The sequence below is a fragment of the Bacillus sp. SH7-1 genome, from assembly GCF_008042405.1.
GTDB classification, from domain to species: domain Bacteria; phylum Bacillota; class Bacilli; order Bacillales; family Bacillaceae_G; genus Bacillus_A; species Bacillus_A thuringiensis_N.
The window spans coordinates 44,241-58,312 of sequence record NZ_QNUD01000016.1 but is presented as its reverse complement, the minus strand read 5'-3'; the positions used below and the strand labels follow the sequence as shown (position 1 = coordinate 58,312).

The window sequence follows — 14,072 nt, the reverse complement described above, 5'->3', positions numbered from 1 at the left end:
GGACGTCGCCAAGCAACTAAGCACGAGTCAAATGACTCGTGTTTTTTCGTGTTTTCTTTTATAATCCATAGTAATTAAAAAATGTGTTTAAATAATAATTATTTTGATTAAATACAAGGGAACGTGGCTAGGATAGTGAATAAGCAAAAGAGTTGCAAATTTTATTAATACGTATATAATTAAAGTCAAAGATAGTCAAAGTCAATAAAGGTGGCGGATAAATGAGAAATATATCTGATATCATTGAGCAATATCTAAAGCAAGTTATTGACTTAAGTAATAATAATGTGATTGAAATCAAAAGAAATGAGATTGCGGATCGATTCGAGTGCGTACCATCTCAAATCAATTATGTAATCAATACCCGTTTTACGTTAGAAAGAGGATTTGTAGTAGAAAGTAAACGTGGTGGAGGAGGTTACATTCGCATTATAAAAGTCAAACTGCATGATGATATAGACATTATTGATCAAATGCTTCATATGATTGATCATAGTATTGCACAAGGGAATGCAGAGAGTATGATTATACGTTTAATAGAAGAGGGAATCATAACAAATCGTGAAGCTAAACTTATGCTAAGTGTACTAGATCGTTCTGTATTATCAATGGATGTTCCTTCTCGAGATGAACTTAGGGCTCGAATATTATGCGCAATGTTAAGAACACTGAAATATAAATAAATATAGCTGTTGTAAAAGAATAATAACTAAGAGATAAGGCAGTTAAATATTGTAGAGGTTTTGAAAAAAGAACACGCACTTTTATTTAAACGAATAAAGGAAAGTGAACCATCTAGTAATGTATGAAAAGTACTATGAGATAGATCGTTCCTGTTATAAAGGTGGGGATAGTGATGACTTGTCAAAACTGTAATATAAGACCAGCAACTTTACACTATACAAAAGTAATCAACGAGAAGAAGGCGGAAGTTCATCTTTGTGAGCAATGTGCAGAACAAAGTGGCTATACGTCTTTCTTTCAATCTTCGCAGTCTAACTTTTCATTTCATGATTTATTTGCTGGGTTATTACACGGTGAATCAACAATGTTTGAAGAAGGAAAAAACGGGTTTTCGAATACAAGTATATTAAGATGCCCGGATTGTAAGATGACATATGAACAATTTACAAAGGTGGGACGCTTTGGATGTGCTTCTTGTTACGATACATTTAAGGAACATTTAAAGCCATTATTAAAACGTCTTCACGGTGGACATACAGATCATTGTGGAAAAATTCCGGAACGTATAGAAGGAAATATTCACTTAAAGAAAGAATTAGATGAACTAAAACTCATTCTGAAACAATGTGTACAGAAAGAGGAGTTTGAGAAAGCTGCTGAAGTAAGGGATAAAATTCGAGGTCTTGAAAATCAGCTTAGTGAGCATAGAGAGGGGGAATAGTTCTATGTCACTGGACAAAATTATGAATGAAGCGATTAGTCCATGGATGAAGGGGGATGGCCCTGATTCTGATATTGTTTTAAGCAGTCGAATTCGTTTGGCTCGTAATTTTAAAAAATATCAATTCTCTACTATGCAAAGCGAAGAAGAAGCTAAACAGATTCATGAATTATTTAAAAAGGAATTTATAAATAAAACGGTAGAACCTTTTGGAGAGTTTGAACTATTAAAAATGAATGAATTAACACCTCTTCAAAGGAGAGTATTAGTTGAAAAGCACTTAATTAGTCCCAGCCTTGCAGGAACTGAGTATGGAGCATGTCTATTGTCAGAAAGCGAACATATTAGTGTTATGCTTAATGAAGAAGACCATATTCGGATTCAGTGTTTGTTTTCAGGATTGCAATTATCAGAGGCTCTTCAAAGTGCCAATCAAATAGATAATTGGATAGAGGAAGAGGTTGAATATGCTTTTGATGAATCACTTGGATATATTACGAGTTGCCCTACTAACGTTGGTACTGGATTAAGAGCTTCTGTAATGATTCACTTACCGGGACTCGTTTTAACGAAAAGAATTAGCCGTATTATACAAGTAATTCAGAAATTAGGGTTAGTAGTAAGAGGAATATACGGTGAAGGTAGCGAAGCGTTAGGTAATATATTTCAAGTGTCAAATCAAATGACGCTAGGAAAATCTGAAGAAGATATTATTGCAGATTTAAAGAGTGTCATTCAACAAATCATACAGCAAGAAAAAATGGCTAGAGAATTAATTGTACAAAATTCAAGTATTGAGCTTGAAGATAAAGTTTATCGCTCTTATGGCATACTAGCAAACAGTCGGTTAATTCAATCTGCGGAAGCGGCCACTTGCTTATCAGATGTACGACTTGGTATTGATTTAGGATATATAAAAGGTGTATCGAGAAATATTTTGACTGAGCTAATGGTCCTTACACAACCAGGCATTTTACAACAATATGCAGGAGGACCTTTAGGACCAGAAGAAAGAGATTATCGAAGAGCAACCTTAATCCGTGAGCGATTACGTATTGAAAAAAACTAAGCGCAAGTAGGAGGCGATTTCTATGATGTTTGGAAGATTTACAGAAAGAGCACAGAAAGTATTAGCTTTATCTCAAGAGGAAGCAATTCGCATTGGGCATAATAATATTGGAACAGAACATATTTTACTTGGGCTTGTACGCGAAGGGGAAGGAATTGCAGCAAAAGCGTTAATTGCTCTAGGATTAAGTCCAGAGAAAGTTCAAAAAGAAGTAGAAGCGTTAATTGGACGCGGAACAGAAGCTTCTCAAACGGTACATTATACACCGCGTGCTAAAAAGGTTATTGAGTTGTCTATGGATGAAGCTCGTAAATTAGGTCATTCTTACGTTGGAACAGAACATATCTTACTTGGTTTAATCCGTGAAGGTGAAGGTGTAGCAGCACGTGTTTTAAATAACTTAGGTGTTAGCCTAAATAAGGCAAGACAACAAGTATTGCAACTTCTTGGAAGCAATGAAGCAAGCTCAGGTCACCAAGGTGGTTCTTCAACAAATGCAAATACACCAACACTGGATAGCTTAGCACGTGATTTAACAGTTGTTGCACGTGAAAATCGTTTAGACCCTGTTATTGGGCGTGGTAAAGAAATTCAACGTGTAATTGAAGTGTTAAGCCGTAGAACAAAAAACAATCCTGTATTAATTGGAGAGCCTGGTGTAGGTAAAACGGCGATCGCAGAAGGATTAGCACAACAAATCGTAAATAATGAAGTTCCTGAAACTTTAAGAGATAAGCGTGTTATGACACTAGATATGGGTACAGTGGTAGCTGGAACGAAATATCGTGGTGAATTTGAAGATCGTTTGAAGAAAGTAATGGATGAAATCCGTCAGGCAGGAAATATTATTCTATTTATTGATGAACTTCATACATTAATTGGTGCAGGTGGAGCAGAAGGTGCCATTGATGCATCGAACATTTTAAAACCATCTTTAGCTCGCGGGGAGTTACAATGTATTGGGGCGACAACGTTAGATGAATATCGCAAATATATTGAAAAAGACGCGGCTTTAGAGAGACGTTTCCAACCAATTCACGTTGATGAGCCAAGTTTAGACGAATCAACTCAAATCTTGAAAGGTTTACGTGATCGCTATGAGGCACATCACCGCGTATCTATTACAGATGATGCAATTGATGCAGCTGTAAAGCTTTCAGATCGTTATATTACAGATCGTTTCTTACCAGATAAAGCAATTGATTTAATTGATGAAGCTGCTTCTAAGGTTCGCTTACGCTCTTATACAACACCACCAAATTTAAAAGAGCTTGAAGTGAAGCTTGAGGAAATTAGAAAAGAAAAAGATGCAGCTGTACAAAGTCAAGAATTTGAAAAAGCTGCTTCCTTACGTGATATGGAACAACGCTTGCGTGAGAAGTTAGAAGATACAAAGCGTCAGTGGAAAGAGAAACAGGGACAAGAAAACTCAGAAGTAACAGTAGAAGATATTGCAAATGTCGTATCTACATGGACGCGTATTCCAGTTTCTAAACTTGCACAAACAGAGACTGATAAATTATTAAACTTAGAATCCATTCTTCACGATCGTGTTATTGGTCAAGATGAAGCAGTAGTAGCTGTAGCGAAAGCTGTTCGTCGTGCTAGAGCAGGATTGAAAGATCCGAAACGTCCGATTGGTTCATTTATTTTCTTAGGACCAACAGGTGTAGGTAAGACTGAGCTAGCAAGAGCGTTAGCAGAATCTATGTTCGGTGATGAGGATGCAATGATTCGCATCGATATGTCTGAGTACATGGAGAAGCATTCTACCTCTCGTTTAGTTGGATCTCCTCCAGGATATGTTGGATATGAAGAAGGTGGACAATTAACGGAAAAGGTTCGCCGTAAGCCATATTCAGTTGTTCTATTAGATGAAGTAGAGAAAGCTCATCCGGATGTGTTTAACATTTTACTACAAGTATTAGAAGATGGTCGCTTAACGGATTCTAAAGGGCGTACGGTTGATTTCCGTAATACAATTGTTATTATGACATCTAACGTTGGTGCAGACGCGTTAAAACGTAATAAACATCTTGGATTTAACGTACAAGATGAGAGCCGTGATTATTCAGATATGAAAGGTAAAGTAATGGATGAACTGAAAAAAGCATTTCGTCCAGAATTCTTAAACCGTATTGATGAAATTATCGTGTTCCATATGCTTGAGAAAAAACATATTCAAGAGATTGTAACACTTATGGTGAATCAGTTAGTGAATCGCTTAAAAGAGCAAGAGATTGAATTGCATTTAACAGAAGGAGCGATTTCAGCCATTGCTGATAAAGGATTTGACCGAGAGTACGGTGCTCGCCCGCTTCGTAGAGCAATTCAGAAACATGTAGAAGATAGACTATCGGAAGAACTTTTAAAAGGTGCTATTGAGAAAGGACAAAAAGTTATCTTTGATGTTGAAGGAGAATCATTTGTCATTCATAGTGCTGAAAAGGTAAAATAAGTATAGACAAACTAAGAGGGCTACGAGATAGCCCTCTTTCTTGTACGAGAAGGATAAATTGTTTATAGATGAAAGTGAAGTGAAATATAAAACGATATGGCTAAAAAGAAAACAAAATTCACATGTCAAGAGTGTGGTTATCAGTCACCGAAATATATGGGGAAGTGCCCCGGATGTGGTCAATGGAATACGCTTGTTGAAGAGATGGAACCGGTTGTATCATCAAGGCGCCTTAATTATGCCAATGCAATTCAAACAGAAGTAACAAAACCAAGACGTCTTACAGAAGTAGAAACAAAGTCTGAGGCGCGTATTGAAACAAAATTTCAAGAATTTAACCGTGTACTTGGTGGTGGAATCGTAGATGGATCTTTAGTACTTATCGGCGGGGACCCTGGGATTGGAAAATCAACGTTGTTATTACAGATTTCATCGCAATTAGCAGATTCTTCATATGATGTACTCTACATATCGGGTGAGGAGTCAGCAAAGCAGATAAAACTTCGTGCAGATCGTTTGGATGTAAAGGGTAGTAATTTATTTGTTGTAGCAGAGACGGATTTGCAGCGAATTGCAACACACATTGAAGAGATGAATCCGGCCTTTGTTGTTATTGATTCCATTCAAACGATACATTTACCAGAAGTGACGTCAGCACCAGGAAGTGTGGCACAAGTACGTGAATGTACAGCAGAGTTAATGAAACTTGCAAAAACGAAAGGAATCCCTATTTTTATCGTCGGACACGTGACAAAAGAAGGTGCAATTGCAGGACCACGTATGTTAGAACATATGGTCGACGCAGTTCTTTACTTTGAAGGAGACCGTCATCATACATATCGTATTTTGCGAGCTGTTAAGAATCGTTTTGGTTCTACGAATGAAATGGGTATTTTTGAAATGAAAGAACTTGGCCTTGCGGAAGTCTTAAACCCGTCTGAAATTTTCCTTGAGGAAAGACCTGTTGGGGTTGCAGGATCAACCGTGGTAGCCTCAATGGAAGGAACAAGACCAGTGTTAGTAGAAATACAAGCATTAATCTCCCCTACTAGTTTTGGAAACCCTCGAAGAATGGCAACGGGAATTGATCATAACCGTGTATCTCTTATTATGGCGGTGCTAGAAAAAAGAACAGGTTTATTATTGCAAAATCAAGACGCATATTTAAAAGTGGCGGGTGGTTTGAAATTAGATGAACCAGCAATTGATTTAGCGGTGGCTTTAAGTATAGCTTCAAGTTTTAGAGATAAATCTACGGCACCAACCGATGCAGTAATAGGAGAAGTCGGATTAACTGGAGAAATAAGAAGAGTATCAAGAATTGAACAACGTGTACAAGAAGCGGCTAAATTAGGATTTCAACGTGCTATTATTCCTAGAAAAAATTTGGGAGGATGGACAATTCCGGATGGGATTGAGGTAGTAGGTGTATCTAATTTAGGGGAAGCGCTTCGTTTGACATTAGGAGGCTAGGCTATGGAAGAAAACAAGCAACGTGTCAAAAGTATGATTAATATTTTACAGCTCGTGGCTCCGGGAACACCACTGCGCGAAGGGATAGATAATGTACTTCGCGCACAAACAGGGGGATTAATTGTTCTTGGATATAACGAGCAGATTAAAAGTATTGTTGATGGAGGTTTTCATATTAATTGTGCATTCTCTCCTGCTAGTTTATACGAGTTAGCAAAAATGGACGGGGCGCTTATTTTAAATGAAACGGGAAGTAAAATTTTAATTGCGAACGCACAATTAGTTCCAGAGGCATCTATTGATTCTATTGAAACGGGAATGCGTCACCGAACGGCAGAGCGTGTAGCAAAGCAGACAGGTAGCCTTGTTGTGGCTATTTCACAAAGACGTAACGTAATTACACTATATCAAGGGAATTTACGTTATACACTAAAAGATATAGGTGTTATTTTAACAAAGGCAAATCAAGCTATTCAAACGTTAGAAAAATATAAAGCCGTATGGAATGATGGGATTACGAATTTGGGTATTCTAGAATTTGAAGAGGTTGTTACAATGTCCGAGGTGGTTCATGTTTTACATAGTGTTGAAATGGTACTACGTATTAAAAATGAAATATTGAGCTATATTCATGAACTAGGAACAGAAGGTAGGTTAATTCGTTTACAACTTACAGAACTACTAGCTGATTTAGAAGCAGAAGCAGCGCTATTAATAAAGGATTACCATCAAGAAAAAACACAAGACCATCATCAAATTTTGAAAAGGTTACAAGAACTTGCAAATACACAACTTCTAGAGGATAGTGATTTAGTTAAATTACTTGGATATCCAGGACAAACGAGTTTAGAAGAAAGTGTGACACCGAGAGGATACCGAATCACCAGCAAAATTTCACGTGTTCCACCACTTATCATTGAAAATTTAATTAACAGATTTAAAACTTTGCAAGGTGTTTGTCGGGCAACTATTAATGAATTAGATGATGTGGAAGGAATTGGGGAAGTCAGGGCGAAGAAAATACGAGAAGGCCTAAAAAGAATTCAAGAGCATCTCTATATGAGTAGACACAATTAAGAATATTACATTGATTCCATAATATAACGACACTAGAACACTTTTGGTATATGATATGATATATTGGTAAATAAAACTATTTATAAAAAAACACGTCCGCTTTTGCATTCGGCGTTTTGATTAGCGAAACAATGGTTAATAATGAGTAGGAGGTGGTTGGATGTTAAAACGGATTGTACAGCTCTTCTTTCTAGTAATTGGTGGAGCGTTAGGGATTTACTTAATCCCAAAAGTTATTAATGTATTAGACATCGGTGCCGTTCCTTTATTGGAAGGATCATATGTTCGAGCAATTATTGGTGCAATTATTTTATTTTTAACAACATTTTGGCTTGTAGATTATATCGTTCAACTTATTAAGCATATTGAAGAGGCTCTTGTAAAGGCGCCTGTAGCAGATGTTTTATTTGGTACATTAGGATTAATCTCTGGTCTTATTGTTGCATATTTAATTTTAATACCAATTCGTGAATTTACAATTCCAGTTATTAGTACAGTGTTGCAAGTTTTCTTTACTCTTTTACTTGGATATTTAGGATTCCAAGTAGGGTTTAAAAAGAGGAATGAATTGCTAGGATTATTTACATTACCACAACGTGGGAAGAAGAAAAATAATAATAGCGAGCATGAAGAAACTGAAACTGAGGTAGAAGAATCTACAACTCATTGGAAAATTCTCGATACGAGTGTAATTATCGATGGACGTATTGCTGATATTTGCCAAACAAAGTTTTTAGAAGGAACAATTGTGATTCCACAATTCGTGTTAGAAGAACTTCAGCACATTGCCGATTCGTCTGATGCTTTAAAGCGTAATCGTGGTCGTAGAGGATTAGACATTTTAAATCGTATTCAAAAAGAGATGCCGATTCCGGTAGAAATTTATGAAGGTGATTTCGATGATATTCAAGAAGTGGATAGCAAGCTTGTAAAGTTGGCGAAAATCACTGGTGGAACGGTAGTAACAAATGATTTTAACTTAAATAAAGTCTCTGAATTACAAGGGGTAACGGTGTTAAACATTAACGATTTAGCTAATGCAATTAAACCTGTTGTACTCCCAGGTGAAGAACTAAGCGTTTATGTTGTAAAAGATGGAAAAGAACAAAATCAAGGTGTTGCATATTTAGATGATGGCACGATGATTGTAGTAGAAGATGGTAGAGAATACGTAGGTTCGCAACTCAATGTACTTGTTACGAGTGTGTTACAAACATCAGCTGGTCGTATGATTTTCGCCAAACGTAAATTATTAGAAAAAGCATTATAAGTAGAGGATTATTAATATGTATACATTAATTATTCCAGCAGCTGGTCAAGGAAAGCGAATGGGTGCTGGCAAAAATAAGTTGTTTTTACTTATTAATGAAGTACCGATTATTGTGCATACGTTACGTGCTTTTGAAAAGGATAAAGCATGTAAAAATATTATCATGGCAATTAACGAAGAAGAGCGCCCATATTTTGAAGAGCTAATGCAGAAGTATCCGGTTGAAAAGCCGGTACAATTTATTCAGGGTGGAGCCGAAAGACAAGATAGTGTGTATAACGCAATTCAGCATACGAGTGATGTTAAGTATGTTCTTGTACATGACGGTGCGCGCCCGTTCGTAACAAATAAAGTGATCCAAGATGTATTAACTGCAGCAGAAAAATATGGAGCTTCCATTTGTGCGGTGCCAGTGAAAGATACCGTTAAGAAAGTACAGCAGGATGTTGTTGTCGAAACGGTAGAAAGATCTCAGCTTAAAGCTGTACAAACACCACAAGGTTTCTCTGTTTCTCTTTTGCGAGAAGCACATAGAAGTGCGAAGCAGAGTTGTTTCCTTGGTACAGATGATGCAAGTCTCGTGGAACGTATTGGGAAGCAAGTAGGTGTAGTAGAGGGGAGTTACTATAATATTAAAGTGACGACTCCAGAGGATTTACTAATTGCTGAAAGCTTTCTTCACATTCAAAAGAAATGATAGCAATGATTATAGCGAAGAAAAGCTCGGCAAAGGCCGGGCTTTTCTTTATAGGGATAGCGATATAATATAGAGTCATAAAGCTCAGTAGTTTAGCTTGAGGAGGATGTAAAGAATGTTTCGAATTGGACAAGGTTTTGACGTACATGAATTTGCGGAAGGTAGACCGTTAATTATCGGTGGAATTACAATTCCTCATGAGAAAGGATTGATCGGTCACTCGGATGCAGATGTATTATTACATACGATCGCAGACGCATGTTTAGGTGCAATTGCGGCAGGTGATATTGGAAAACATTTCCCTGATACAGACCCTGCCTTTAAAGACGCGGATTCAGCTGTGTTGTTACAGAAGGTTTGGGAATTTGTACGTGAACAAGGTTATGAGCTAGGGAACCTAGATTGTACAATTATCGCCCAAAAGCCGAAAATGGCACCACATATTGAAAGTATGCGTAAACGCATTAGCGAACTATTAGAAACGTCTATTGATAATATCAATGTAAAGGCAACGACAACAGAAAAATTAGGATTTACAGGTAGGGAAGAAGGAATTGCTTCTCAAGCAGTTGTTTTATTACAGAAAAAATAATGGTTTTTAATTCGTAAGATGGATAATCACATTTTTTTGGTGTACAATTATAGAATGTGTTGACATTAAGAATGGAAGGTGTACCAATTATGGAAAAGCAAGTGAGAGTGCGCTATGCGCCAAGTCCAACAGGACACTTACATATCGGAAATGCGCGTACGGCATTATTTAATTATTTATTTGCTCGTCATCAAGATGGTAAGTTTATTATTCGTATTGAAGATACTGATGTAAAACGTAATGTTGCTGGTGGAGAAGAAAGCCAATTAAAATACTTGAAATGGCTCGGTATGGACTGGGATGAAGGTGTTGATGTTGGTGGTGAATTTGGACCATATCGTCAAACAGAGCGTTTAGATATGTATAAAAAATTATATGAAGATTTATTAGAGCGTGGTTTAGCTTACAAATGTTATATGACAGAAGAAGAGCTAGAAGCGGAACGCGAAGGGCAAATCGCTCGTGGTGAAACACCTCGTTACGCAGGTAACCACCGTGATTTAACTGAAGCACAAGTGAAAGAATTTGAAGCTGAGGGACGTATTCCGAGTATTCGTTTCCGTGTACCAGCTGACCGTGATTACACATTTAAAGATATTGTAAAAGATGAAGTTGCATTCCATTCAAATGATTTCGGTGATTTCGTTATCGTGAAAAAAGATGGAATTCCAACTTATAACTTTGCGGTAGCAGTAGATGATCACTTAATGGAAATTACACACGTACTTCGTGGTGATGATCATATTTCAAACACGCCAAAACAAATGATGATTTATGAAGCTTTCGGTTGGGATATTCCGCAATTCGGTCATATGACTTTAATTGTAAATGAAAGCCGTAAAAAATTAAGTAAGCGTGATGAATCTATTATTCAATTCATTGAGCAATATAAAGAGCTTGGATATCTTCCAGAAGCAATCTTTAACTTTATTGCACTACTAGGTTGGTCGCCAGTAGGAGAAGAAGAAATCTTCTCTCAAGAAGAGTTTATCAAAATGTTCGATGCAGCTCGTTTATCAAAATCACCTGCATTATTTGATTCTCAAAAACTAAAATGGATGAACAACCAATATATGAAAAAGCAAGATTTAGATACGGTGGTAGAATTAAGCTTACCGCATCTAGTGAAAGCTGGACGTATAGGTGAAACCTTAAGTGAACAAGAACAAGCTTGGATTCGTGATGTAATTGCGTTATATCATGAACAAATGAGTTTTGGAGCTGAAATTGTAGAGCTTTCTGAAATGTTCTTCAAAGATCATGTTGATTATGAAGAAGAAGGACAAGAAGTATTAAAAGGTGAACAAGTACCAGAAGTACTTCGTGCATTTGCCGGTCAAGTAGAAGCACTAGAAGCGATGGAACCAGCAGCAATTAAGGCGGCTATTAAAGCGGTCCAAAAGGAAACAGGTCATAAAGGTAAAAACTTATTTATGCCAATCCGTGTTGCAACTACTGGTCAAACACATGGCCCAGAACTTCCTAATGCTATTGTACTTCTTGGAAAAGAGAAAGTTTTAAATCGTCTTCAAAAAGTAATTGGTTAACATTTTCTAGGTTTAGAAATATAATAAGTATACTTAAAACCTAATAAGGAAAAGCGACGAGAAGGAGAAGTAGAAAATCAGGCTTTTTACAGAGAGAACCACCTTTAGGCTGGAAGTGGTTTATAAGCGGATTTTTGAAATGCCCCTTCGAGTCTTCTGCTGAACAGCAAATCGTTTTGCGAAACGTCTTAGGGCGTAAAGTAAGCAGAAGCGGTGTACACCGTTATCAGAGATGAGTTTGAGGCTTCTTTAGCCTAAACAGAGTGGAACCGCGCTTATAAGGCGTCTCTGTCAATATGACAGAGGCGTCTTTTTTTATATCGTAAAAATGGGTATGAGTATAAGTTTTATCCCCGTGCATACAGATTTAGGGGGATAAATAGGGAGTTAAGGGAGTTAGTTCGCTCGAAAAAGCATCCCATAAAGGGGAGGGAACGTCGATGTTTAAGAGGCTTCGGGAAGATATTGAAGTCGTTTTTGAACAGGATCCAGCGGCAAGAAGTTATTTCGAAGTCATTTTGACTTACTCTGGATTACATGCAGTTTGGGCTCATCGAATTGCACATGCTTTTTATAAAAAGAATTTCTTCTTTATTGCACGTTGGATCTCGCAGGTTAGTCGTTTCTTTACTGGCATTGAGATTCATCCAGGAGCAACAATTGGTCGTCGTTTTTTCATAGACCATGGAATGGGGGTTGTAATTGGAGAAACGTGTGAAATTGGTGATAATGTAACGATCTATCAAGGAGTTACATTAGGTGGTACAGGTAAAGAAAAGGGAAAGAGGCACCCTACAATTCAGGATAATGTATTAATTGCAACGGGTGCTAAAGTACTAGGTTCTATTACAGTTGGAGAGAATTCTAAAATTGGAGCAGGGTCTGTCGTATTAAAAGAAGTCCCTGCACATTCTACAGTTGTAGGTATACCTGGCCGAGTCGTTATTCAAAATGGAGTAAAGATCGGTCAAGAATTAAACCATTCTGACCTTCCAGACCCAATTTTTGATAAATTAAAGGTCATGGAAGTAGAACTTGATAAATTGAAAAAACAACTTGAAGTAAAGGTAGAAAGGAAGGATAAAAATGACTATTCACATTTATAATACGTTAACACGTCAAAAGGAAGAGTTTACTCCATTAGAAGAAAATAAGGTGAAGATGTATGTATGTGGACCTACAGTTTATAACTATATTCACATTGGGAATGCAAGACCACCTATGGTATTTGATACGGTACGCCGTTATTTAGAATATAAAGGGTATGATGTACAGTACGTATCTAACTTTACTGACGTAGATGATAAATTAATTAAAGCAGCAAATGAATTAGGTGAAGATGTGCCGACAATTGCTGACCGTTTCGTTGAAGCATACTTTGAAGATGTAACAGCACTAGGTTGCAAACATGCAACAGTTCATCCTCGTGTAACGGAAAATATGGATATCATTATTGAATTTATTCAAGAACTTGTGAATAAAGGATATGCATATGAATCAGAAGGTGATGTGTACTTTAGAACGAAGGAATTCGAAGGGTACGGTAAATTATCGCATCAACCAATCGCAGACTTACGTCATGGTGCGCGTATTGAAGTAGGAGAAAAGAAACAAGACCCCCTTGATTTTGCTTTATGGAAAGCTGCGAAAGAAGGAGAAATCTTCTGGGAAAGCCCTTGGGGTAAAGGTCGTCCAGGCTGGCATATTGAATGCTCGGCAATGGCGCGTAAATACTTAGGAGATACCATCGATATTCACGCTGGTGGCCAAGACTTGGCATTTCCTCATCATGAGAATGAAATCGCGCAGTCTGAGGCGTTAACAGGAAAAACATTTGCACGTTATTGGATGCACAATGGATATATTAATATTAATAATGAGAAGATGTCTAAGTCACTTGGGAACTTCATTTTGGTTCACGATATCATTAAGCAATATGATCCGCAGTTAATTAGATTCTTTATGCTATCAGTACATTACCGTCACCCAATTAATTTTAGTGAAGAGTTATTACAAAGCACAAATAACGGGCTGGAAAGAATTAAAACGGCTTATGGTAACTTAAAACACCGTATGGGAAGTAGTACGGATTTAACAGATCATAATGAGAAGTGGTTAGCTGAGCTGGAAAAATTCCAGATTGCATTTGAAGAAGCGATGAATGATGACTTCAACACTGCTAATGCAATCACTGAATTATATAATGTAGCAAATCATGCAAATCAATATTTACTGGAAGAGCATACGTCTAAAGTGGTAATTGAAGCATATGTAAAACAACTTGAAACGTTATTTGATATTCTAGGGTTAGAATTAGCGCAAGACGAGTTACTTGATGAAGAAATTGAGGCACTTATTCAAAAACGCATTGAAGCTCGTAAAAATCGTGATTTTGCATTATCAGATAAAATTCGCGATGATTTAAAAGACCGTAATATTATTCTAGAAGATACCGCTCAAGGTACAAGATGGAAAAGAGGATAA

12 protein-coding genes and 1 other annotated feature are annotated in these 14,072 nt (G+C 37.1%); all 12 genes read left to right on the top strand.

Going from position 1 to position 14,072, the window contains the following annotated elements; translation table 11 throughout:
- The first annotated feature begins 221 nt into the window (after positions 1–221).
- The 12 genes from ctsR (at position 222) to cysS (ending at position 14,072) form a co-directional block, all read left to right on the top strand.
- The gene (gene ctsR, locus DN390_RS15855) at positions 222–683 is read left to right on the top strand and encodes a transcriptional regulator CtsR (RefSeq protein WP_060629196.1); all 462 of its coding nucleotides are present in this window, start codon (positions 222–224) and stop codon (positions 681–683) included.
- A 173-nt stretch (positions 684–856) separates the two neighbouring features.
- Positions 857–1,405, top strand: a complete 549-nt coding sequence (locus tag DN390_RS15850) for a protein-arginine kinase activator protein McsA (protein ID WP_098608744.1) — start codon at positions 857–859, stop codon at positions 1,403–1,405.
- A gap of 4 nt (positions 1,406–1,409) precedes the next feature.
- Complete coding sequence (locus tag DN390_RS15845) at positions 1,410–2,474, top strand: protein-arginine kinase McsB (protein ID WP_060629198.1); 1,065 nt, start codon at positions 1,410–1,412, stop codon at positions 2,472–2,474.
- A gap of 22 nt (positions 2,475–2,496) precedes the next feature.
- On the top strand, positions 2,497–4,932 hold the full coding sequence (gene clpC, locus DN390_RS15840; protein WP_060629199.1) for an ATP-dependent protease ATP-binding subunit ClpC: 2,436 nt from the start codon (positions 2,497–2,499) through the stop codon (positions 4,930–4,932).
- A gap of 96 nt (positions 4,933–5,028) precedes the next feature.
- Positions 5,029–6,405: a DNA repair protein RadA gene (radA, locus tag DN390_RS15835; protein ID WP_060629200.1), complete on the top strand. Its 1,377-nt coding sequence runs from the start codon at positions 5,029–5,031 to the stop codon at positions 6,403–6,405.
- 3 nt (positions 6,406–6,408) lie between these two features.
- Positions 6,409–7,482 (top strand): DNA integrity scanning diadenylate cyclase DisA, encoded by a 1,074-nt coding sequence (disA, locus tag DN390_RS15830; RefSeq protein WP_060629201.1) that lies wholly within the window; start codon positions 6,409–6,411, stop codon positions 7,480–7,482.
- Between the two features lie 160 nt (positions 7,483–7,642).
- Complete coding sequence (locus tag DN390_RS15825) at positions 7,643–8,752, top strand: PIN/TRAM domain-containing protein (protein WP_060629202.1); 1,110 nt, start codon at positions 7,643–7,645, stop codon at positions 8,750–8,752.
- Positions 8,753–8,768: 16 nt separating this feature from the next.
- The gene (ispD, locus tag DN390_RS15820; RefSeq protein ID WP_147807758.1) at positions 8,769–9,449 is read left to right on the top strand and encodes a 2-C-methyl-D-erythritol 4-phosphate cytidylyltransferase; all 681 of its coding nucleotides are present in this window, start codon (positions 8,769–8,771) and stop codon (positions 9,447–9,449) included.
- Between the two features lie 115 nt (positions 9,450–9,564).
- A complete protein-coding gene (gene ispF, locus DN390_RS15815) occupies positions 9,565–10,041 on the top strand; it encodes a 2-C-methyl-D-erythritol 2,4-cyclodiphosphate synthase (protein ID WP_000488386.1) in 477 nt (158 codons plus the stop codon).
- Positions 10,042–10,130: 89 nt separating this feature from the next.
- The gene (gene gltX, locus DN390_RS15810) at positions 10,131–11,588 is read left to right on the top strand and encodes a glutamate--tRNA ligase (RefSeq protein ID WP_060629204.1); all 1,458 of its coding nucleotides are present in this window, start codon (positions 10,131–10,133) and stop codon (positions 11,586–11,588) included.
- Positions 11,589–11,635: 47 nt separating this feature from the next.
- Positions 11,636–11,881, top strand: a binding site (T-box leader).
- A 147-nt stretch (positions 11,882–12,028) separates the two neighbouring features.
- Positions 12,029–12,694, top strand: coding sequence for a serine O-acetyltransferase (cysE, locus tag DN390_RS15805; RefSeq protein ID WP_000476500.1), 666 nt, complete (start codon positions 12,029–12,031; stop codon positions 12,692–12,694).
- On the top strand, positions 12,675–14,072 hold the full coding sequence (cysS, locus tag DN390_RS15800; protein WP_147807757.1) for a cysteine--tRNA ligase: 1,398 nt from the start codon (positions 12,675–12,677) through the stop codon (positions 14,070–14,072). Before cysE ends, cysS begins: the two co-directional genes overlap by 20 nt.

What these genes read in the sequence shown, in the direction of transcription:
- DN390_RS15825 (WP_060629202.1), top strand. Translation starts at nt 7,643, where the DNA reads ATGTTAAAACGGATTGTACAGCTCTTCTTTCTAGTAATTGGTGGAGCG.
- DN390_RS15850 (WP_098608744.1), top strand. Translation starts at nt 857, where the DNA reads ATGACTTGTCAAAACTGTAATATAAGACCAGCAACTTTACACTATACA.
- gltX (WP_060629204.1), top strand. Translation starts at nt 10,131, where the DNA reads ATGGAAAAGCAAGTGAGAGTGCGCTATGCGCCAAGTCCAACAGGACAC.
- ispF (WP_000488386.1), top strand. Translation starts at nt 9,565, where the DNA reads ATGTTTCGAATTGGACAAGGTTTTGACGTACATGAATTTGCGGAAGGT.
- ispD (WP_147807758.1), top strand. Translation starts at nt 8,769, where the DNA reads ATGTATACATTAATTATTCCAGCAGCTGGTCAAGGAAAGCGAATGGGT.
- clpC (WP_060629199.1), top strand. Translation starts at nt 2,497, where the DNA reads ATGATGTTTGGAAGATTTACAGAAAGAGCACAGAAAGTATTAGCTTTA.
- cysE (WP_000476500.1), top strand. Translation starts at nt 12,029, where the DNA reads ATGTTTAAGAGGCTTCGGGAAGATATTGAAGTCGTTTTTGAACAGGAT.
- ctsR (WP_060629196.1), top strand. Translation starts at nt 222, where the DNA reads ATGAGAAATATATCTGATATCATTGAGCAATATCTAAAGCAAGTTATT.
- radA (WP_060629200.1), top strand. Translation starts at nt 5,029, where the DNA reads ATGGCTAAAAAGAAAACAAAATTCACATGTCAAGAGTGTGGTTATCAG.
- cysS (WP_147807757.1), top strand. Translation starts at nt 12,675, where the DNA reads ATGACTATTCACATTTATAATACGTTAACACGTCAAAAGGAAGAGTTT.
- DN390_RS15845 (WP_060629198.1), top strand. Translation starts at nt 1,410, where the DNA reads ATGTCACTGGACAAAATTATGAATGAAGCGATTAGTCCATGGATGAAG.
- disA (WP_060629201.1), top strand. Translation starts at nt 6,409, where the DNA reads ATGGAAGAAAACAAGCAACGTGTCAAAAGTATGATTAATATTTTACAG.